Genomic DNA, 23674 nt, shown 5'->3' with positions numbered 1-23674 from the left:
GTTTTGAATCTGCAAAACCGATTTAGGGCATTGTATAATTTGAGAGATCAATCATGAAAATATCTCTTGCTCCAATTCCTTTGTTTTGAGAATTCGTCATGGTTGAATAATACGCTCTTTTCAAGTTAGGATAATAAACAAAATGTAAATCATCAGCTACGGTATTGATAGGATAACCGAGATTTATAGGGGTTTCCCAAACACCTCCGTTGTTAACAGAAACATAAATATCATACCCCCCCATTCCTGGATGACCGGTAGAACTGAAAAAGAGATATTTATTATCCGGAGAAACAAAAACAGTAGTTTCTTGATATGGCGTATTGATTACATTTCCCAAATTCACCGGTTTACCCCAAGCATTTCCATCTTTTGTACTCATCCAGATATCAGCCATTCCTTCACCACCTAATCGTTCACTAATAAAGTACATGGTTTTACCATCTTCAGTAAATGTTGAAGCAGCTTCAAAATAGACTGTCTGTATAGGTTTAACAATTGGTCTTGGCGTGTTCCATCCTCCTTTATTATTAATTTTTGACATGAAAATATCAGAGTGTTTGGTTTTCGGTTTCGGAGCATCCAATCCCATGGTATTGATGGTGAGATAAAGTGTTTTTCCATCAGGGCTTATATAGTTAATGGCGTCAAATCCGTATGAGTTCAGTCTTTTAACAATTTCATCAGAATTGCTTCCTTCAGTCCATGCGTTTAGTGAATCACTCCAGACGCTGACATAAATATCTTCAAAATATCTTTTATCACCGGGGCTTACACCGCCTCCAAGGTTATCAGCGCGTCGAGAAACAAAGTAAAAAGATTTACCATCAGGAGAAAGTACCGGTGCGTAGTCATCAAATGGCGAGTTAACGTTCATATCCATTGCTGTAATCACAACAGAAACTGGCTTGCCAATCATCTCTTTTGCTCTATTACATTCATCAATTTTAAACTGCACGCGCAACTCTTTCAAGCGTGGTTCAGAAATCAAGGCGAATAACTTAGAATAATGCGCAATGGCTTTATCAAGTTCGCCTAACCGATGATAACAAACGCCTAATAAATAGGCTGACTCAATATATACAGCTGTATCAATTTCAAGTGCTTTTTCTGCATTTTCAATGGCTTTTTCATAATTGCCTAGTGCAAGATGACATTCACCAACCCAGTACAAAGCGGCTGCGTTATTAGCGTCTTTAGAAAGCGCCTCTCTAAACTTAACTAAAGCGTACTGATACTGCTCTTCTCCAAACAATCGCCTTCCCTCACTGATGAAGTACTGCGCAGTACCTTTTTCAAACATGGTACTTGTAGAATCAGGTGGAGCAGCAAAACAAGCCATTGATAACTGAATTCCAAAAATAATTGCGATTAATTTTTTCATATTGAATGCTTATCGGGTATTTGAATTTTCGCCGGGTAAAATTGTGTATAAAATCAAGAGCCACACGGCATTAAAATTTTATTTCTCACAATTAATACCTATCAGACCTGAGCCAAATATAATGAATTGTTGTGAAGCTATCAAAGCAAATCTCAAAAGGCCGGTTAATTCTGTTTTCTGTCAGCAAATTTATTTTTTGAAAGATCAACCAGTTCATGCATTGATAGGGTGGCTGAAGTTATAGCAATAATGGGAGCAACCACAGCAAAAATGAAAGCAATTACCAATATAGTTCCCCACAAAATTTGCGTTTGAGTGTCCGTAGCTAAAAATTGAAATTGATGCATGACTGCGTGATAAGAGAGAAAGAACACCGAATAAATACTTCCAATTGCCACGGCCAAACCTTTGTGTTGTGAAACAAAATAAACACTTTGCTGCACGTTTAATCTTCGGCGCTCATTGATGTAGTCAATAAAACTGAATCCATAAAAATAAAAACCGAAACACATAGGAATTGAAAATATAATGACCGCTTTAACCGGGCCGGTGAAAAAAGAAGCCAGACCAAGAACCAACACAATAAAGAAGTACTCCCATAAAATATTGCGCAGGGCTATTTTCATACCACGCTGAACATCTTTCACTAATTGAGAAAATCTGAATGGGTAAATATTTCCTGTAATAATTTCTTCAATTTTTTCAGACAAAATACTGAGTACAGGCGCTAACATAACCACCACAATGTAAAGAGCAAATTTTGTAAACACGATATACAACGAATCAATAAAAATTAATTTAGCCGTAAACCAAATCAATTCGTTCACACTATCATAGGATGAAGCGCGGTGACTTATTTCACCACCCAAACGGTACTCCATTGCATTAAAAACAGTGCCAAGCCAATAAATTCCAAAAAACAGTACAACCGGAAAAATAACGAACCACCACAACCGATGCCGTATGAGAAACAAGATACCTTTCCAATAATTGCGATATCCCAATTTGAGTAGTTGAAAAAAATTCATGACGTGTCAACAAATTTAATTAAGATTCAGCAGCAAATTGCGTTGTCCTCAATTTTACGACCTGCTTAGAAAACAATTTCTTATTTTTAGCGTTTTTTCAGGCAATCATTGGAACTGCTTCTCACATATCACCCGATCTGGATTTTCGTAATCACCTTGCTGGCTGCTATTTTTCCGCTTGCACTCTATTACAAAGACAAGTTAACTGAAGACGCTAGTAAAACTGCCAAGTTCATCATGGCTATTTTCAGATTTTTTGCGGTTTGGATGATTCTATTCCTTGTACTTGGCATTGTGATTGAACATACTGAAGAGCGTACTGAAGAACCTTTGATTGTAATAGCATCGGACAATTCTGAATCAGTTGTTATGCATGTTGATTCCAACTGGTATCGCACTGAATACCCTCAAGCGATGAATAATCTTTCAGTGCGTTTGCAAGAGAAATTTGAAGTAGCCATGTACAGTTTTTCAGATTTGCCTGAAGGAGATTTGAAAACAGATTTCACGGGTAAGTCAACCGATATTGCAAAAGCGCTGCAACATATATTTGAACAATATGCGAATAGAAATATTGGCGCAATAATTCTTGCAACAGACGGAATTTACAATACCGGGGCAAACCCCATTTACACAGTTTCTGAAAAAAGTTTTGTTCCGGTATACACAATAGGGCTTGGAGATACCAGTTTGCAACGCGATGCAAAAATTGATCTTGTAAATCACAATAAAGTAGCTTTTATGGGAAATGATTTTCCCGTAGAAATCAATTTCTCAGGTGTAAAAACGCAAGGTGAAAACATTCAGATTTCACTGCGCAAAGGCAACGATATAATTGCAAGCCAGGCATACAAATTCAATTCGGACTATGATCAATCCAAGATCATGTTTATGGTGAAAGCAAAGACAGCAGGTTTACAAAAGTATACTGCGGTAATTTCAACAGTTGACGGAGAATATACAACCAGAAATAACGTGTACAATTTTTACGTTGAAGTAATTGACGGCAGACAAAAAATTCTTCTTGCGCATGATGCACCACATCCTGATATTGCAGCACTGCGATTTGTCATAGAGAACAATGAAAACTATGAGGCAGAGGTAAAATATTTTAAAGAGATCACGAATTTGACTGAGTACGATTTGGTGGTTGTGCACAATTATCAATCAGGAAACACAACACTGGATGAAGCAATTCTGAACGGCACTGTTCCTTTCCTATTAATCAATGGTACCTCAACCAACATGAGCAAACTTCAAAGTTTAAAAGTTGGATTCAGCGGTAACGGTAATTCAACTGAGGAGTTAGGATTTGCAGTGAACACAAGTTTCAGAGACATTTTATTATCCCCTAAAATTATTCAAACCTTGAGCTCTGCTCCTCCCCTGCATGCACCATTTGGTAATTTATCATACAGCAATGCATTGGATATTCTGGCATTTCAAAAAGTTGGAAACATTCAACTTGATCAACCTCTCATTTACTTTACAACCAAAGAAAAATCAAGATTAGGCGTGATCATGGGAGAAGGCATCTGGCGTTGGAGACTATATGACCAGCAGCGCAATAAATCTACCTTGATATTTGAAGAATTCACCAGTAAGTTAATCACCTATCTTGCGGTGAAAGAAAATAAAGATCCATTCAAAATAAATATTGAGAATGAATACAATGAAAATGAAGAGATAAAAATATCTGCTGAATTGTACAACAAATCATACGAATTAATCAGAGATGCAGAAATAAATTTCACCTTGACGGATCAAGACAGTAACGAATTCAAACTTGCCTTTTTACCATCACCAACCGGTTATCAACTTAATCTTGGTAAACTCAAATCAGGCATTTATCAATGGAAAGCAAACACTAAATTTTCAGATCAAACCTATAGCAAAGCAGGAAATTTTTTAGTAAACGAAGTTCGATTGGAATGGATTAATACTACTGCTAATCACAGGTTATTGCGTAATATTTCAGAAAATACTTCAGGCAAGTTTTATTTTCCAGATCAGACAGATTTGCTTGCTGAAGAAATTTTAAACAGTAAAGAAATGGTGTCAGTAGTTTATCAAGAAAAAACATTTGATGACATCATAGATTTCAGGTGGTTGTTTTTTGTTATTATGTCTGCCTTGGCCGCTGAGTGGTTTTATCGCAAATACAGTGGGGGATATTAAAAATAACCTATAACTCTGACATATTCAGCATGACAAAATATTTCAATTCAAAAAATATTCTTGTACTGATTTCAGTTATTATTACTTGCTTAGTTTTTTATCCACCTATTCCACAAATTCTGAGTTGGGATATATTTGGTCACTACGTATATCTTCCTTTGATTTTTGAAAACAATCAAATTATTCTGAATGATTTGAGTTACGTTGAAAGCGTTGATAAAATATATGATGTATCGCCTGCTTTCTACCAATTTGTTGCAACTGAATCAGGACACTACTACACAAAATACACAGGCGGGTGGGCAATACTCATGACTCCATTTTATTTGATTGCTGAATTCTGGGCGTCATTGGCAGATTATCCTGCTGATGGCTTTAGTTATCCTTATCAGCTGATGATGTATATTGGAAACTGGTTCTATGAAATTGTTGGACTGATTTATATTCGTAAAATACTTCTGCATTTTTTCAGTGATAAGCAGGCGGCAACTTTACTTGTTCTTTTGATCTTTTCAACAAATCTTCTGTGGATGTATTATGGAGCTATCGGTCAATCTCATCTTTTAGCCCTAAGCATGTTGAGCATCTTTTTATATAACACGATCAAATTCTATCAAAGCAAAACTATTAAACAAGCTTTTGTTTGCGGCATATTCTGGGGATTGTTAACTCTTGTGAGACCGCCAGATGGAATTTTTGGTTTATTATTTTTTTTGTGGCCTTTGACCACATGGAAAAAATGGTCAGACCCGTTCAGTTGGTTTCAACATTCAAACAGAAATCATTTTATTTTCATGATCACTGCATTTATTTTGGTGATTTTTCCTCAAGCGCTGTATTGGTTTTTATCAAGCGGATCATGGTTATTGAATAGCTATGCCAATAACCCGGGTGAGGGTTTTAATTTTAGTGACCCATTTATTTTTGAATTTTTATTTAGTTTCAGAAAAGGCTGGTTTATTTATACGCCGTTTATGTTACTTGCCATTATTGGCATGTATAAATTCTCAAAACTACATCCACAGGGGCGTATAATTTCTGCTATCATTTTAATATTTACCTACATTGCCTCTTCGTGGTCATGTTGGTGGTACGGTGCCAGTTATAGTTCAAGGGCAATGGTTGATTGTTATGTTCTTTGTATTTTACCTGCAGGCTATTTCTTGATGACTATTCAGAGAACAACATCAAAAATTCTACTCGCCATTTTCGTCGTTGCAACAACTTCTCTGAACTTATTTCAAACATACCAATTCAGCAGTAAAATATTGAATCATTCTTTTATGACAAGAGATTATTATTTCTCAACTCTTTTTCAAGTGAATGCACCCAGCAAGGAACAAAAAAAATTACTCCATTTTGATCTTGAAAAAGGATATCGGGAAGGCTTTAAGAAGAATGAGCAAAATTACTCCAACGCTTTCACCCTGAATACCAATTTTAATTTGAAAGACAGCATCAATTCTGCAAATCCATATTTGGAAATTCTGCGACTTGAAACAAACGACTATGTACTAAAATCACATGTTTGGATAAAAGTTACTTACGTGATGAGCAAGCCGCTCCCCACCGACAATAAATTGATTTTGTATACCACCATGAGTTATAAAGACAGAGATTACAGCTGGCAAGGATTTACTCCAACAGATTGTGGCTGTAAAAATAAGGCAACTTGTGATACGCTTGTCTATTATTATCTCACGCCAAATATTAGAAGTGATGAAGATGATATCATTTTCGGTGCAATGAACGATGATGAAAGTTCTGTTCATTTCAAATCAAGGACAATAGAATTTTTTGAACCAATCACTGACTATAAATAGGCATTTGTTAGAGTAAAAATTACCTATTCGTGAAACTTTTTTAGGTTTTCTTAAAAATAATCTATCCTTTCCCTTTTCTTCACAAATAATCTGCATAAAATCAGATATCAGAATGTATCTTAGCGCCTTGAAATTCAAAGATTTTATGAAAGCTGTCGGATATATTTTTTTCTCAATCCTTTTAGTTGCCTTATCACCAAATTTTGTGCTGAGTCAGTCTGCAATAAATTATCCATATCAAACTGAATTTGAAAATGCGTATGATGCTTTTCCTGAAATACCTGAAGGAATGCTTGAAGCAGTAGCTTATGCACAAACCCGCATTGAGCATATTCAAACCATGGATGAGGGCTGTGCCGGATTACCCGTGGTTTCCGGTGTAATGGGGTTGACTGAAAACGGAGAAGGCTATTTCAAAAATAATTTGCTGATGGTATCTGATTTATCAGGTATCACTGTGGATGAAATAAAAAATGATCCTTTAAAAAATATCTATGCTTATGCCGCTGCTTATGCATACCATTTGAATATGTTAATGCAGAATGAAAATAAAACAAACCACCTATCTGCATTGGAAAATACTATTGACAAACATCTTCAGACACTTGAAATTCTCTCAGAAATTCCAATAGATAAAAACAAAGCCAATCAATTTGCACTAGATTGTTTCACGTATGAAGTGCTCCGATTTTTAACTGATCCTCAAAAACAAATTGCGTATGGTTTTCCTGCATATCAACTAGATTTTATTTCTATTTACGGTGAAGAAAATTTTGAAGTACTTTCAGCTACAACCGTAATCATTAACGAAGACGTAATTCAATCTAACGATGGAGCGCAATATACCCCACAATTCAAATCACTTGAATACGCACCGGCATTGTGGGTTGCAGCCCCATCATGTAATTATTCATCACGCAGCGGAACAGCCATTTCAGCCGTCACTATTCACACCATTCAAGGTTCGTACGCCGGTGCAATTTCATGGGCTCAAAATTGTGATGCCAACGTATCATATCATTATGTTGCCAGGTCATCTGACGGGCAGATAACACAGATGGTTTATGAAGCAAACAAAGCATGGCATGTTGGATCTGAAAACCCTTACACCATCGGCATTGAGCATGAAGGTTATGTTACAAATCCTGCTTGGTATACTGAGGCCATGTATATTGGATCAGCAAATCTGGTTAAAGATATTTGCAACAGTGGATATGGAATCAATCCGCTGAGAACTTTTCAGGGACCAGCAACATCTGGAATAAACGTTATTGGATCATGCACAAAAATTAAAGGACATCAGCACTACCCTAGTCAAACTCATACTGACCCGGGAATATACTGGAATTGGGAACACTATTATCAACTCATCAATGACAACACCACCGTAACAACTTATACAGCGAGTAGCGGAACTTTTTATGACAGCGGAGGAGCCGGTGCAAATTATTCAGACGACGAACGAAAACTGTATCTGATTCAACCATCAGGTGCGGTAACCGTTTCTATCAGCTTTGTCAGTTTTAATCTGGAAACTGATTGGGATTATATGTATATCTATGATGGTTCTTCAACTACTGATCCGGTACTAGGTGTTTTCACCGGTAGTACCTTACCTTCCAATATCACATCAACAGGTGCCGAAATGTTAATTGAATTCAGATCAGATTGTGCTACCGTTTCATCAGGCTGGCAAATTAACTGGAGTAGTGTTGCTGGTCCTGTGCCAGGTGACATTATTCCGCCGTCAACAACGGTTAGTTTTTCAACAGACTGGAAAACTACAGATTTCAACAGTGATTTTACAGATGCAGACAATACAGGCGGTAGCGGCATTCACTATAAATTTTATCAAGTAATAGATTTTGACGGAACAGAATGGAGAGCAAATGCTGATCATGGTTTTTTTTCAGACAATTTTGATTTGGCAATTCATCCGGAATGGACTACATCAACAGGCAACTGGAATATTGTTTCAGGTTACCTCAATCAAAACGATGAAAGCAATTCCAATACCAATATTTATGCAAACCTGAATCAGGATGATGATCAAATTTTCTTGTATCACTGGGGAGGAAAAATAAGCGGAACCGGCACAAACAAGCGTGCAGGATTTCATTTCATGTGTGATAATCCATCTTTACCAAATCGTGGAAACTCATATTTTATTTGGTTCAGAGAAGACGACAATAAAGTACAAATTTATGAAGTAGTCAGTGATGTGTTTACTTTGATGGCTGATGTGACCTATACAATCAATGCAAATCAGTGGTATGATTTTAAAACAAGTTATGACAAAAACAGCGGTACAATTAAAGTTTGGGTCAATGATGAATTTGTTACATCTTGGACAGATTCAACGCCACTTTCAGCAGGTAATTCTGTTTCATTCCGATCCGGAAACTGTGTTTATGACGTGAATGATTTTAAGGTGTATCACAATCGTGCCTCAAGTGAAACAGTAAGTATTGGAATAAGCGGTGATGCTCGTTATCAAAATACAAATCCGTCTACTGCCTCTGCTAAAATTAAATCTATCACCATTGACAGTTCATCCAATGTATCTGCTATTGGGTGGCAATTGGCAAATATTGATTGGACAGCACCTGCAAATATTTCTCAAGTGCTTGACGGACTTTCGTCCGATATTTCTGTCTTTACATCTAATACTGAAATTTCAGCCAACTGGTTTACATCAAGTGATAGTCATTCTGACATTGCGCGCTATTGGTATTCAATTGGTACATCACCAGGCCTAACGGATATAGTTACGTGGACTGATAATTGGTTTGACACATCCATGACGAATGCCGGTTTGAGTTTAACATATGGGCAAATGTATTACGTGAATGTGCGTGCAGAAAACGGTGCCGGTTTGTTGTCTGATATAATTAGTTCTGATGGGCAATTTCTTCAGGTTCCGGTTAATCCTCCAACGGCAAATTTCACGTTGATGAATACCAATGTATGTGTGAGTGATTCTCTGCAAATTTTAAATTCAAGTGCAGATGCAACTGATTATTTATGGACCGCACCCGGTGCAATACCACCTAGTTCAACGGCTACAAATCCTTATTTTCAGTTCCCGTTTTCAGGCACCTATGAGATCACACTTACCGCTGATGGCCCCGGAGGAACCGATTCAGAAATTCAGTTTTTAACCATTGAAGTTTTGCAAATGCCGGATGCGCAATTCACGCAAAGTACTGACACGGTCGCAATGGATTATCCGTATGTAACGTTTACGAACTCATCTATTAATTCTAACGGATACTTCTGGGATTTTGGAGATGGATACACCTCAGCAGATAATGATCCATGGCATGGTTATGCATCTGCCGGAAATTACTCCGTTATGATGATTGCTATCAATGGCACCTGTCCAAATGATACTGCCTGGTCAACAGTTACGGTAATTGAAACATCAGCAATAGAAGAGCATGATGAGGCAAGTATATTCATTTATCCAAATCCGGCTTCTGGTTCATTTATAATAGAGTGGAATGATGAATCAAAACAACCTATACAAGTTGATCTGGTTGATGCACGAGGCAGACTGATTTTTTCTGAACAAATTTTAAGCGGAACTGTTTCAAAAGAAATTGATTTAAATCAGGTTTCTGTTGTTCCCGGAATTTACCTGGTCAGAATATCCTTTGATGACAGCATGCTATTCCGCAAAATAGAGATCAGATAAGGTATAGACTAGGTCAGATTTTGCAAAATTTAACAGGCCTTGGTTTCTCAGTAATATCAAGCCGAAGGACTGGCATCTTGACGATCAAACAATTCTTTTACGTAAAATTTATCCGTAATAATCTTGACATTTTCTGAAATTGTGCTACCTTTGTTTTGGATCTGTTATTCATAAGTACAGATTCTTTGGGTTTTATAGTTTTTGCAAGAGAAAAGGAAGTATCACAACATGGTGCTTCCTTTTTTCATTTGTATAATCTTGAATTAGTTCATAACTTTGTAAACAATTAAACTTTTGAACTAAAATTATTTCGCTTGAAAATATTCCTTTCATAAACCATCACACTATGTTTCTTTCAATAAACACCAAAAATTTCATCGTCATTTCAGGTATTTGGATAATACAATTATTAGGGAGTTGTGCAGATACAAATAAATCAACTATAGAAAAGGAAGATATTTCAAAAGCCCTTGCTGAAGATTCCATTCAACGAAATGTCTTTCTTGAACAAAGTAAAATAATAGGCAACCAGGTAAACACAACATTAGTTACTGCGCTCACAAATGCCATAGGCGCTCATGGTCTTGAAGGTGCTGTTGATTTTTGCTCGCTTAACGCAGTTTCAATCACAGACAGCATTTCCACAAGTCAGCACATGAATATTCAAAGAATTTCACACAAAGCCCGTAATCAAAACAATGAAGCGTCAGCAATTGAAAAATATATTATATCACAATATGCCCTTGAAAAAGACATGAACAAAACTCCTATTGTGCTTTCAGGGGCTGATGGTTATACCTTTTATGCGCCCATTTACATTGCCGGTCCGCTGTGTTTAAATTGTCATGGAAATATTGGCACAGAGATAAGTGAACCCCTCAATGAACATATAAAACAAAAATATCCGAATGATAAAGCAACCGGATTTGAATTAAATGAAATACGCGGTTTGCTGAGAATCAAACAAAATTAATTTGAAATCGTATCTTGTAAAAATTAAAAACATCCGCACGGTATTCAGATGCAATTAAGAAAATATTTTCCCTACTTCATACTAGCAATTACTATCAGTGGTGTAGTTTGGATCAGTGCATGCAATTATGAAAATGAGCAGGTAATCGCCTACATCCCTCATGACACAGTTCCATTAAACAAACATTGGGAATCCCCCATACCACACCTTGAAATACCTGAAGGATTAAATTCAATTTCAGCAGCAAGTTGTGGTGCCTGTCATCAAGAAATCTATCATGATTGGCAAAAAAGCACCCATGCAGTAGCTTGGCAGGATTATCAATTTCAAGTTGAATTGGAAAAAAACGGTATCATTAGCTGTATCAATTGTCACATCCCTTTGCAAGATCAACAACAATTTATTGTGAAAGGATTTATTGATGGAGACTACAAAAAACCGGTACTTGAAAAAAATCCTCATTTTGATGCTTCGTTGCAACAAGAAAGTATTACCTGTGCAACTTGTCATGTGCGCGACGGTTATGTGATTGGAGCAATAGGCAACACGCAGGCACCGCATAAAACAAAACAAGATACTTCATTTTTGAACGAAAAATTATGCATGAGCTGCCACAATGTGGTTGACCAGTTAAATCCGGTTCTGGTATGTACTTTTGAAACGGGTGATGAATGGAAAAATAATTGGGCAAGTAAAGAAGGTAAAAATTGTATTTCATGCCACATGCCATTAACAGAGCGTCCGCTGGTGAATGGATTTGAAAAAAAATCAGGACACTTTCATCATTTTCCCGGCTCAGGAATTCCAAAATTTATGGACACAAAAGTTGAAGGACTCACAAGTCTTGAATTTCAGGTTGGACAACTTAGAAAAACATATACTTCAAAAGACACAATCATTCATCAAATCACATTGCAAAACAGTTTTGCCGGACACTCTGTTCCTACCGGAGATCCTGAAAGATATTTCATCATTACATTTCGTTTGACAAATTCTCAGGGAGAGATTACAAAAGAAGAAACGCACCGCATTGGAGAAACTTGGGAATGGTATCCGGAGGCAAAAAAAATTGATGATAATAATCTCAAGCCAAAAGAATCACGTCAGTATTTGTTCAGATATCAAGTGAAAGAGACCGGGGCTTATACACTAAGTGTTATCGTAACAAAACATCGTATGACTGAAGAAAATGCAATCTATCATAACTTGCTTGAAAAATATCCTATTTGGATAGAAGTATTCCGTGATGAACAAAATTTTTCAGTGCAATAAAACAAGGAATAGTTCTGGTTTGATTAAATCGGTTACAACATTGATTTACAAATCAAAAAAAAGAATCGCTGACAAATGTCATCTCGTATCATTCTAAATCTTTTCTATATTAGCTGCAATAAATACCTAACCCCATGGAAATTTCACAAGAAACCTTGAAGAGAATAGAAATTCTCAAAACCAAGTATGCGTCAATTGGACAAGATCTCAACGCATATCTTGACGGATTAATATATGCCAATCCTCTAGCTTATTGGGATTATATTGAAGTTGATGCCCTGCTAAGCTTACAAAAACCAAAAACAGATTTTCCGGATGAAAAAATTTTTATTGTATATCATCAAATCACCGAATTATATTTCTGTTTGGCAGAACATGAGTTGAAGCAAATTGCTTACAACGGAAAAAACATCAGCGAGCAAGGACAAGATTTAGGCTGGAATGAAAAAATTCAAGCAGATTATTTAATTGATCGCTTACGTAGAATCAACAAATATTTTGAAGCACTTACCAAGTCATTTGATGTGATGCGATTTGGAATGGATAAAGATCAATTCACCAAATTCAGAATGTCACTTTTATCCGCAAGTGGATTCCAAACCGCTTCATACAGAAGAATTGAAATTGCCTGCACAGATTTAAAATATTTAGTACATGAATCAAAACGTAAATATCTTTGGAATGCTGATGTGCATGAGCAACTAGACAATATTTATTGGAAACAAGGAGCCATAGTAGAAGAAACCGGCGAAAAAACTTTGACACTGGTACATTTTGAAAAAAAATACATGCATGAATTTCACAAACTGGCAGATGAATTTGAAACCTGCAACGTGTGGAAAAAATACAGCGAGTTGAGTGAAGCGGACAGAAAAAATCCAAAACTCGTAAAAGAAATGCGTGAGCTGGATGTGAACGTAAATATCAATTGGCCGCTTGTTCATTATCGCACAGCGGTGAGATATCTTGCAAGAGAATCAGGTGAATCAAAAGGAACCGGAGGAACGAACTGGCAAAATTATTTACCACCACATTTTCAACGCAGAATTTTTTATCCTGAGCTATGGTCTCAAAAAGAAATGGACGAATGGGGCAAAGCATGGGTTGACGAGGTGATGGCTGACGGTATTCGCACCGAGAAATTGAGAGATAATATATAATCCATGACCTCATTAGACTGGGCGAAATCTTCACACTTTCCGTTTCATTAAACATTATCCTTTTAATAAACACTGCTTGAGGCTTGTCACCTTAAGTGTGTTATGTTCTACATTTGCTGAAATAATCAATCAGCATGCGTTTATATTTATACTTGGTTGCTTTTGCAGCAATGCTTTCTGTCTTATCTTGTAGTGGCGGTTCAAGTGATGAGGCTGATCAAAAAGACTCTGTCATTGTAAAACTACCTACCATTGAGTATGGTTTTATTCTTGATTCATTTCAAGTGATCCGTGATACGGTTCAACCTGAGTGGACTCTCAGTCACATGTTGAGTCCCTACGGCGTTTCTCAAGCAAACATTAACATTGCAGCAAATTTATGTGCTGATTCAACCATTGGATTAAAGTATGTAAAAGAAGGTGTGCCCTTCATGATTCTGGCTGCCATTGGTGATACATCTGAAAAAGCATTGTACTGTATCTATCCAAAAAACAGAGTTGAGTATATTGTTTTTGATTTTCAGAATGACACAGTAATCGTTAGCAAAAAAGAAAAAGAAACATCTACAGCAGAAAAAATTCTTTCAGGTGAAATAGTGAAAAATTCAAACCTCACCTTTGCATTGGATCAACAGTTGAAAGACATCAATATGACAGGTGAAATGGCAGAATTTATTGCCGGCGTATTTGCATGGACAATAGATTTTTTCAAATTGCATCCGGGTGATGAATTCAAAGTAATTTATCAAGAAAAATCAGTTGAAGGTATTCCGTATTCAATTGGTGATATTGAGGCAGCGTGGTTCAAGCATCAAGGGAAAGAATATTATGCTTTCAGGTATGTAGTAGATTCTGCTAACAAACAAATAGGTTATTTTGATACTGCAGGAAAAGAAATGAAACGACCTTTTCTGATGGCACCGGTAAAATATTCGCGCATCAGTTCAGGTTTCACTATGAAAAGATTTCACCCTGTACAAAAAAGATGGAAAGCCCATTTAGGAACAGATTACGCTGCACCACATGGCACACCAATCATGGCTACGGGTGACGGCGTTGTAATTGCAGCATCATACACAAGTGGCAATGGTAATTATGTGAAAATTCATCACAATGACACCTATGAAACGCAATATTTACATATGTCAGGTTTTGCACCTGGAATAAAAAAAGGTGTTCATGTAAAGCAAGGTGACATTATCGGGTACGTCGGAAGCACAGGTCTTGCCACCGGACCACACGTGTGCTATCGTTTCTGGAAAAACGGTCAACAAATTGATCATCGCGCTGAAAAATTTCCTGAATCAGTACCTATGGTTGATTCTCTTCTGCCACATTACCTTGAATATATCAAACCTTTACAAGTACAATTAGATTCAATGTCTGTTACAAAATATATCATGACCGGAGATGAACCTATTGAAGAAGAAATTGAACAATAATTTATTTCTTTCTTCGTTCTCAAGGCATGAAAATATTTTTTCCGTTTCTGCTAACCGGCTCGTGTGCTTTTGGGCAAAATCTTTCCTTTGATCCGGGGCTCATCAATGAGAGCACGGTGAACACCAATTACTATAACACGGAATATATTTACATCAAAAATGAATCTTCCATTCCGCGCAGTTTAAGTTTTGAGCTCATTTATTCAGATATCCCTGAAGCATGGAGTGTAACAGGTTGCACCAATATGATTTGTTACACCAAAGTGCCTGATGACGGCTCTCTTGGAACTATTACTCCGGCAGAATCAGCTTACATTTCCATCAATTTATCAGCGAATGATACGCCCGGTGATGGCATCATTCAGTTTGCCGTTTTTGATGAACTTAATCCGTCTGACCAAGATACAGTTTCATTTATTTATCACGTTGAAAGTGATTCGCTGCCAATAGAAAATCAACCCTGGGCACAATTAACTTTTGCTGAAAACGTGCTGACCGTATTCTTAAAATTGGGTTACAGCAATACCATATTATCGGTGTATGATTCATCCGGAAATCTGGTGATCAATTCTGCCATTGAAGATATATACTCAGTGAGTCTACGAGATTTTCCGGCCGGCATGTACATTGTTAAAATTAAGGATGAAGATGAGCGAGAATTAACTGAAAAAATAGTAAAGATTTAGTCAGAATTTTATTCGCCTGAATTATCGTGCTCTTTACATTTTGCGGCAAATTTATCTTCCCATTTTTTTCTTTCATCTTCAGACATGCATTGCCATTTTGATTTGAACCGATATTTCCAATCATGATGATGGCCATGATGACATGCTTTGTGATGTCCCCATACTCCTCCGAAAAGAATTTTAGACAGAATAAGCAAACCAAGTGCCTGCCAAAAATTGATGACAACCAAACCAAAGAGTTCAGGCATCAACCAATTCCAAAGCCACATGACAATAAAGCTAACTATTACAACGATTGCTGCAAAACCAATTGGCCACCAAATATATTTTGCTTTCATAATTTTTTGTTTTGGTTGATACTCTTTCTGGGTGTCAATGAGATATTCTGAAGTATTCTTAGATCTCTGTTTTTATTAGCAATCTAACAAGGGATATTAAGAGGAACAGAAAAAAATTGACCGGTGTGATTAATCACCATTTACAATTTCACGATATAATTCGTCTAGTTTTTTTCTGAGATGCAGAATAGCATATCTTTTTCTTGAAATCAGCGTGTTGACGCCTTCACCTGTAATTTCAGAGATCTCATTAAATGACAGATCTTCAAATTCGTGCATTTTAAAAACCTCACGCTGCTCTTCAGGCAATTCATTCAAGCCTTCATCAAGTATTTCCCAAACCATTTCACGTGTGATTGTGGCATCAGGTAAATCAGTAAGATCAGGAATATAATCTTCAAAACTTAAAGACGACTCATCATCAGATTCACTTGAAGTAATAAATTGAGAAAAATTGGCCGGCTTTTTTTTGCGATAAAGATCAGTAATTCGGTTACGGGCCACCTGAAAAAGCCATGAACTGACTTTTTCAATTTTTTGCACTTCGTCTTGAACGCGGATAAATTGATAGAATACATCTTGCAGAATATCTTCTGCATCCAGCGTAGACTTCACTCTTTTACGTATAAAATTGAAAAGTTTGCCGCGCTCTTTTTCTACCGTTTGTGCTATATCAGGTTTCACTAGTGCTATTTCCTTAACGTATGCCATCTTATATTGTTCAATTGATTATTTGCGTTGACGAATAGAACCAAACAATATTTTAATGCATTTCAAAATTCAGTGATTCTAATGTGCTGCAACTGAATCATCAAATGATATGCCCTGTTTTTTGAGTAAGGTTTTGACATACACTGCAAAAAACGCCAGATAAGCGAAGCAAATCAAGCCGACAATAAACGATGGCTGAATGCCAATTACATCTGAGAGCTTTCCCTGTAAGGGCGGAATAATAGCGCCACCCAGAATCATCATGACCAAAAAGCCTGAACCCTGTGATTGATATTTTCCAAGGCCTGCAAGCGATAGCGAAAAGATACAAGGCCACATAATTGAACAAAATAATCCGGCTGACAAAAATGCATAAATTGCTATCTGACCTGAACTCATTAAACCTGTCAATATAGCAGCCACGCCCAATATTCCAAACACAGCCAAAGTAAGTGCGGGTTTATCTTTTGTAATAATAAAAGCAAAAATTTGAATCAATACACACAGAATATACCAATAAAAATAATCAACTTGATAGCCCATTATGCGAGAAAAACCGAGCACAACCGCAAAAGCAATCAGGGGCACAATAAATCTCAAGATCGCTTTAGTGCTTTGACTCAATTTAAACGCATTAATTGCACCTGCCCATCTGCCAATCATCAAACTGCCCCAATACATAGAAATGAAAGGTGCAATTTCAGACGAATCAAAACCACCAAATTTTTCTTGTTTTAATAATTCGCCCAAATTACTTCCAACTGCAACTTCAACCCCAACATAAACAAAAATAGCAAGCATGCCTAAGGTCAGTTGTGGATATTGCATAGCGCCCCAACCTTCTTTTTGTTTTTTGCCTTTGAAGTATGAGTACATTAATCCAACAAGCACTACTACCAAACCAAAACTCAACCACATCATGCGGCTTTGTTCAAGTGGTTTTTTAATTTCAGAAACTTGTTCTTGAAATTTTTCAAGATACAGCGTCGTTTGCAATCCATCCTGCACCTGCTGTTCAATGATCGGAACTTGCTCTTGCATTTCAGAAAGAGTAATTGCTTCAGCCGATTTATAACTTGCAAAAACCGGAGCAAAACATATAATCAATAAGCCGGTAATAATTCCTAATGTAAGTAGCGCATTTTTTGCCGGTTCGGCTTTTTCGTTCTTTATCATAGCCGGCACTTTTTTAGAGAAACCAAACATGGTTGCAGCAACCAGAAAAAGTAATCCGACACATCCGTACAGTAATATAACTTTTGATAAACTAAGTGCTTGAATTTGATCATCTGAAATTGCGGCTGATGTTCCAAACAAGGCTAATGTCACCACTACAGGTCCAATAGTGGTACCAAAACTATTTATGCCTCCTCCAAGATTAATTCGGTTACTGCCCGTTGCTTCATCACCCATAGAAATCATGAAAGGGTTAGCAGAAGTTTGCTGCACTGAGAAACCCAAACCTATAATAAACAACCCAACTAACATGCCTGTAAAGACATTGGCATAAACTGAAATAATCATAGCTGCTGCTCCAACAGCTGAAAGAAGCAGACCATACACAATGCTGCGTTTATAACCCCAACTCATGATAATGTCTTTGCCTTTACCTGATCCCCATGCAAATAGAGCCAAGGCACCTAAATAATAAGCACCATAAAACGCAAAGTCAACTAATTGGCCTTGAAACTGATCCAGGTCAAAATAGCTCCGGCAAAAAGGAATGAATACTGAATTTCCTGCCGCAATAAAACCCCAGAAAAAAAAGACTGTGGTCAGCATAGCCAATGCTCCGTAATTAGTTTTTGACTGTTCTTGAATTGTCATGATTCACAAATGTTAGTCTTCAAAGCTAAAGAATATTTTGTGCATGCGAATAAATCGGGCTTCAATTCGTACTTTTGGGAATCAACATGAACACCAACCACACACATAATGATTTTTTCTCGCTGGTATTGCCTTGTTTCAATCCTCCTACCAATTGGGAAAAAATTGTTGTGTCATCTGTGAAATCAATCATAGAAAAAACCGGAATAGTTCCTCAACTCATTCTAGTGAATGATGGCTCAGTAAAAAATACGGAAGATGACAAAATTGAATTCATCAAAAATAATTTACCTGATTTCACATACATTCAATATCCAATAAACAAAGGTAAAGGACACGCACTTAGACAAGGTGTTGCAGCAGCAAAGTATAATTTGATTATTTATACAGATATTGATTTTCCATATCTTGAAAAAAGTTTTTTGGGTGTTTATCAAAAATTATCTGAAGGATATGATGTAGTGCCCGGTCACCGGGGTAATGAATATTATTCAAAGACTCCGTTTCTCAGAAAATTGATTTCAAAATTTTTACGCTGGACATTAAAAACTTTTCTACGCCTGCCTACTGACGACTCTCAATGTGGCATCAAAGGATTCAATAAAAATGGAGCCGCTGTTTTTCTTGAAACAAAAATTGATCGTTTTTTATTTGATCTTGAATTTATAAAATTAGCGAGTAAACGAAAACTCAAATTTTCACTAGCTGAAGTAGAGCTCAAGCCAGATGTCGTTTTCAGCAAAGTTAATATGCGCATTCTGTTGCGTGAATCAATTAATTTTTTGAAAGTGCTCTGGCGATAAAACAGAATATATGAATTTGCGTGAAATGATATTGCATGAAAATTCAAAATTGAATTGGCAAAAAACGGCAAGGTTCATTGGTTCAGACAAAAACAAGATGCACGACTTGATGCAGTGGTTCTTTTCAAACGAAAAAAGAATTGCACAATTATCTGCACAAATCATGGCGCTTGTCTACGATGAAAACCCGGAAATGGTGCGCCCCTATCTCACGCAAATGATTCAACATCTTTCAAAAAAACCAATAGACGCTGTTAAGCGAATTATCATACGCACCTTTCAGTTTGAAAATGTTCCTGAAGAATCAGAAGGAATATTTTTTGAGCAAGCGCTGGGATACTTAAAAGATGCCGATGAAAGCATTGCAGTTAAAGCATTTTCCATGACAGCACTCAGAAAAATTTGTGAAAAGTATCCTGAATTATCGGTTGAAGCAATTCCATTGATTGAAATTTTAGTTGAGGAAAAAGTTTCTCCGGGAATAGTGCACAGAGGAAAACAAGAATTAAATAAACTCTACAAAATTTATAAAAATGGATCTGGAAAAAATATATCATGAGGCGCAAGAATGCACCTACAATGATAGTCCGACATTTAATATTAAAAGAGCCGTAGAATTATTTTCAGCGGTTATTTCAATTAATCCTGATTTTAAACTTGCACTGGAAGAACGTTCACGATGCTATTTCAGATTGGACATGCATGCTGAACGTATACAAGACATTTTAGCCTACACAAAGCAAAATCCGGATGTGCGTTCTAAAGTTGATATTGCAGATTCACTTTGTTATTTACAACGATATTCAGAAGCTGTCAATCTATTAAAAGGTCTTGATCTCAATCCACAGCAAATGTCAACTTTTGGTCTGCGTTTGCGTGAGAAACTATATAGACTAACAGGTCAATTTGATCTTGCGGAACAAGATAAAAAACAGGCAGATCATTACGATGAAGAACAGAAAAAACTATGGGACGATCCTAATTATTACGGACATTATATGTAAATCTGTTGATCATTAAGTACAACATTGACTAAGTGATTTACAAGGCAATTTAAATCATTTTGTTGGTTGAATAAAATCAAGATAATTGTCCGGAGTGATCACTTTATATTTTGCCTCAGGATAAGTCCTACTCCATCCCGCAGGTGCCTTCTGATTTTTTTTACCAGAATTCCATTTAAATTCCCAGGCAGATAATTTTCCACTGGACTCTTCTATGAGATCAATTTCTTGCTGGTCATAAGTTCTCCAGAAAAAAAAATGGACAGATTTGCGGGTATATGAATTGTACTTTATACGTTCAGACATAATGTAATTTTCCCACAACTCTCCAACATCAGGACGATAACGCAACGGGTTGAAATTTTTAAGTATGGCATTACGAACACCATTATCAACGAAGTACCATCGGTTTGATTTAACAACTTCTTTTCTCAGATTTCTACTGAATCCGCCAACTTTATAAATCACAAACACCCGACTAAGCAAATCAAGATAATTCTCAACAGTATTTCTGCTAATACCTTTCAAATTATTAGCTAGCTCATCAACACTGACTTCTTTGCCCGTTTGAAAAGCTATCAGTCTCAGTAAGTCTAATATTTTTCCTGATTTACGTATGCCTTCAAATTCAAGAATGTCTTTCAGCAAATTCGATCCAACCAGCTCATCAAGATATTCTGCCTTTTCATCCCAGTCTTCAATATGTTCAAGTTCAGGATATGATCCAAAAATGAGTCGTTCTTCTAATTTGTCTCGGGTATCCGCATATTTTTCATATTTACTGAATTCCATTTGTGCCAGCGGAAATAATCGAAGAGTATAACTTCTGCCTAAAAGTGGTTCACCCAATCGATTGGTTAAATCAAGCATTGAAGAACCGGTGACAAGAATTCTCAGATCTTGAATGGTGTCTACCATCAATTTAAGCTTAGCACCAATGTCAGGAATTTTCTGTGCTTCATCAATTACCAACAGCTTGTGATTTCCAATTACACGTCGGTAGTTACGAATGCTTCGTTCTGCCAGTAATTCATGGGTTCTTATATCTTCTCCATTATAGAAGAGGTATTTTTTTTTATCCAAGGATGCCGCGTATTCTTTGAGTATCGCAGTTTTACCCACCCTTCTTGGCCCTAGCAGAATCAACACTTTTTGCGACTTAAATTTTCGGTTAATTTCTGAAAAAACTGATCGTGTAAGATATTTTTCCTTCATCACTCGGGAATTTTTATTGACTTATTTAAAAAAAACACAATACAAGATTAGCTAATTTTAGACTAACTATGTGTACTAAAATACACCATTCTCTTCAATTAATCATATTATTTAACGTTAATTCCTTCATTACATTCAATATAATTACGTTAATTCCTTCATTACATTCAATATATTTACGTTAATTCCTTCAATAGAAATCATCTATACTTATCAATAAATCGCATAATAACCTATAATTTTGAAACTTAATAGTTCAAGATAGCTAACTATCCAACTCAGACAGCTCAAGCCAACGCATTTCTATTATTTCAAGTCTTGATTCAATTTCTGCCAAACGGATAGATACACGTGTAATTTCATTGCCTTCAACATTAGGATCACTTAGGAGTTCAGTGATAGAAGCTTTCTCATGTTGCAATTTTTCCATTTCTTTTTCAAGACTCTCTAACTCTGACTTTTCCTTATAGCTTAGTTTTCGTTTTGGACTTGCTTCACGAGGATCCTGCTCTTCTTTTTTCTCTACCACTTTTTGGGTTGACGATTGCTCTTTCAAATAGGATCTATATACGGTATAATTTCCAAGTATATCTTTTATTTCACCATTGCCGGAAAAATAAAATGTATGCTCAGCCATCTTATCCATGAAATAACGATCATGTGATACTACAAGCAAACATCCATCAAACTCACTCAGATAATCTTCTAAAACACTCAGCACAAAAATATCCAGGTCATTCGTTGGCTCATCCAGAATGAGGAAATTCGGATTCTTCATCAGAATGGTCATCAAATAAAGTCTCTTCTTTTCACCTCCGCTCAGTTTCTCAACCAAATTATAATGCATATCACGCGGGAATAAAAATTTCTCAAGAAACTGAGCTGCTGAAAGTGTACGCCCTTTAGACAAGGGTATAAATTCAGCAATCTCTTTGATAATTTCAATCACACGTTGATCATCTTTAAACTTCATTCCATCTTGGTGATAATAACCCAGTACAACGGTTTCACCAACATTTATTTTACCTGAATCAGGTATTTCTGCGCCTGCAATTAAATTAAGAAAAGTTGATTTACCTGTTCCATTATTTCCAACAATTCCAATCTTCTCACCTCGTTTAAATACATAAGAAAAATCACGTAATATTATTTTTTCGCCAAATCGTTTTCCTACGTGATGAAATTCTACAATTTTTGACCCAAGCCGACTCATCTGGACATCCAAATCCAATTGATCTTTTTTTATTTTTTGAGAAGCTACTTCTTTCAAATCATCAAAAGCGTCAACGCGTGCTTTTTGTTTTGTACCTCTCGCTTTAGGCTGACGACGTATCCAGTCAAGCTCAGTGCGCATGAGGTTTTTTGCCTTGCTGATAGTGGCCTGCAAAATATCTTCTCGCTCAGCTTTTTTCTCAAGATAGTATGAAAAGTTTCCGTTGTAACGATACAAAGTTTGATCATTCATCTCAAAAATTGTATTACAAATCACCTCCAAAAAATAACGATCATGCGTAACCATGATAATGGTTGACTTAGACTTTGACAATTCAGCCTCAAGCCATTCAATCATATCTAAGTCAAGATGATTGGTGGGCTCATCAAGAATCATAATATCAGGTTCATTAATCAGAATTTTTGCAAGTGCAAGACGCTTTTTCTGACCACCTGACATGGTGCCTATTTTTTGACTCTTATCATCAATTTTTAATTGAGACAAAGTCATGTCAATTTTCACATCATAATCCCAGGCATTAGCTGAATTCATTAGTTCACCTGCTCTCTCTAATTCATCTCCATTTTCAGGATTCTCAAGCGCCTTTTGATATGCTTTAATAGCTTTTGATTCGCGGGTATCTGCAGACAATATCTCTTCTAAAATAGTTTTATCCGGATTAAAATTCTCAGCCTGTTGAAGATAATCCACACGAATATCATTCCTGAAAACAATATTCCCACTATCCGCTCCCTCAATACCGCAAAGTATTTTTAGTAAAGTAGATTTTCCGCTACCATTTTTTGCAACAAAGGCAACTTTATCACCTCTGTTCAACCCAAATGTTATGTCTTTAAAAAGTACACGTACACCAAATGATTTGGTAAGATTTTCAACCGATAAATAATTCATTTCAAAAT

18 protein-coding genes are annotated in these 23674 nt (G+C 36.4%); 11 read left to right on the top strand and 7 right to left on the bottom strand.

Annotated features, from left to right (window positions below):
* Positions 1-22: 22 nt before the first annotated feature.
* Both IPH66_15400 and IPH66_15395 read right to left on the bottom strand, forming a co-directional pair.
* Entirely contained in the window at positions 23-1384 is a 1362-nt protein-coding gene (locus IPH66_15400) for a PD40 domain-containing protein (protein MBK7130732.1), read from the bottom strand.
* 164 nt (positions 1385-1548) lie between these two features.
* Entirely contained in the window at positions 1549-2412 is an 864-nt protein-coding gene (locus IPH66_15395) for an EI24 domain-containing protein (protein ID MBK7130731.1), read from the bottom strand.
* A gap of 108 nt (positions 2413-2520) precedes the next feature.
* On the opposite strand from IPH66_15395, the gene IPH66_15390 reads away from it, so the two are divergent.
* From IPH66_15390 to IPH66_15355, 8 genes are all read left to right on the top strand, one after another.
* Positions 2521-4590 (top strand): VWA domain-containing protein, encoded by a 2070-nt coding sequence (locus IPH66_15390; protein MBK7130730.1) that lies wholly within the window; start codon positions 2521-2523, stop codon positions 4588-4590.
* A 29-nt stretch (positions 4591-4619) separates the two neighbouring features.
* Positions 4620-6413 (top strand): hypothetical protein, encoded by a 1794-nt coding sequence (locus IPH66_15385; GenBank protein ID MBK7130729.1) that lies wholly within the window; start codon positions 4620-4622, stop codon positions 6411-6413.
* 145 nt (positions 6414-6558) lie between these two features.
* On the top strand, positions 6559-10110 hold the full coding sequence (locus tag IPH66_15380; GenBank protein ID MBK7130728.1) for an N-acetylmuramoyl-L-alanine amidase: 3552 nt from the start codon (positions 6559-6561) through the stop codon (positions 10108-10110).
* A 346-nt stretch (positions 10111-10456) separates the two neighbouring features.
* Positions 10457-11083, top strand: a complete 627-nt coding sequence (locus IPH66_15375; protein ID MBK7130727.1) for a DUF3365 domain-containing protein — start codon at positions 10457-10459, stop codon at positions 11081-11083.
* A gap of 48 nt (positions 11084-11131) precedes the next feature.
* On the top strand, positions 11132-12355 hold the full coding sequence (locus IPH66_15370; protein MBK7130726.1) for a cytochrome C554 and C-prime: 1224 nt from the start codon (positions 11132-11134) through the stop codon (positions 12353-12355).
* Positions 12356-12489: 134 nt separating this feature from the next.
* Complete coding sequence (locus tag IPH66_15365; protein MBK7130725.1) at positions 12490-13515, top strand: tryptophan 2,3-dioxygenase; 1026 nt, start codon at positions 12490-12492, stop codon at positions 13513-13515.
* A 134-nt stretch (positions 13516-13649) separates the two neighbouring features.
* Entirely contained in the window at positions 13650-14957 is a 1308-nt protein-coding gene (locus IPH66_15360) for a peptidoglycan DD-metalloendopeptidase family protein (protein ID MBK7130724.1), read from the top strand.
* Positions 14958-14983: 26 nt separating this feature from the next.
* Positions 14984-15643 carry a T9SS type A sorting domain-containing protein gene (locus IPH66_15355; protein ID MBK7130723.1) on the top strand — a complete coding sequence of 220 codons (660 nt, stop codon included), beginning with the start codon at positions 14984-14986 and terminating at the stop codon, positions 15641-15643.
* Positions 15644-15651: 8 nt separating this feature from the next.
* Here IPH66_15355 and IPH66_15350 read toward each other — a convergent pair whose 3' ends face one another.
* The 3 genes from IPH66_15350 to IPH66_15340 form a co-directional block, all read right to left on the bottom strand.
* Positions 15652-15981 (bottom strand): hypothetical protein, encoded by a 330-nt coding sequence (locus IPH66_15350; GenBank protein ID MBK7130722.1) that lies wholly within the window; start codon positions 15979-15981, stop codon positions 15652-15654.
* Positions 15982-16110: 129 nt separating this feature from the next.
* Positions 16111-16692, bottom strand: coding sequence for a sigma-70 family RNA polymerase sigma factor (locus IPH66_15345; GenBank protein ID MBK7130721.1), 582 nt, complete (start codon positions 16690-16692; stop codon positions 16111-16113).
* Positions 16693-16770: 78 nt separating this feature from the next.
* Positions 16771-18519 carry an MFS transporter gene (locus tag IPH66_15340; protein ID MBK7130720.1) on the bottom strand — a complete coding sequence of 583 codons (1749 nt, stop codon included), beginning with the start codon at positions 18517-18519 and terminating at the stop codon, positions 16771-16773.
* A gap of 86 nt (positions 18520-18605) precedes the next feature.
* Here IPH66_15340 and IPH66_15335 point away from each other — a divergent pair, with 86 nt between their 5' ends.
* The 3 genes from IPH66_15335 to IPH66_15325 are packed head-to-tail and all read left to right on the top strand — an operon-like array spanning position 18606 to position 20326.
* Positions 18606-19322 (top strand): glycosyltransferase, encoded by a 717-nt coding sequence (locus IPH66_15335; GenBank protein ID MBK7130719.1) that lies wholly within the window; start codon positions 18606-18608, stop codon positions 19320-19322.
* A gap of 10 nt (positions 19323-19332) precedes the next feature.
* The gene (locus IPH66_15330) at positions 19333-19881 is read left to right on the top strand and encodes a hypothetical protein (GenBank protein ID MBK7130718.1); all 549 of its coding nucleotides are present in this window, start codon (positions 19333-19335) and stop codon (positions 19879-19881) included.
* Positions 19856-20326, top strand: coding sequence for a hypothetical protein (locus IPH66_15325; protein ID MBK7130717.1), 471 nt, complete (start codon positions 19856-19858; stop codon positions 20324-20326). The genes IPH66_15330 and IPH66_15325 overlap by 26 nt, the downstream gene beginning before the upstream one ends.
* A 54-nt stretch (positions 20327-20380) precedes the next feature.
* On the opposite strand, the gene IPH66_15320 is transcribed toward IPH66_15325, so the two are convergent.
* The gene (locus IPH66_15320; GenBank protein MBK7130716.1) at positions 20381-21541 is read right to left on the bottom strand and encodes an ATP-binding protein; all 1161 of its coding nucleotides are present in this window, start codon (positions 21539-21541) and stop codon (positions 20381-20383) included.
* 265 nt (positions 21542-21806) lie between these two features.
* Positions 21807-23666 carry an ABC-F family ATP-binding cassette domain-containing protein gene (locus IPH66_15315; GenBank protein ID MBK7130715.1) on the bottom strand — a complete coding sequence of 620 codons (1860 nt, stop codon included), beginning with the start codon at positions 23664-23666 and terminating at the stop codon, positions 21807-21809.
* Positions 23667-23674 lie beyond the last annotated feature (8 nt).

The organism is Crocinitomicaceae bacterium (genome assembly GCA_016708105.1).
Lineage (GTDB): Bacteria > Bacteroidota > Bacteroidia > Flavobacteriales_D > Crocinitomicaceae > JADJGJ01.
The sequence above is the reverse complement of the archived record's forward strand: the minus strand, read 5'-3'. Positions and strand labels throughout refer to the sequence as shown.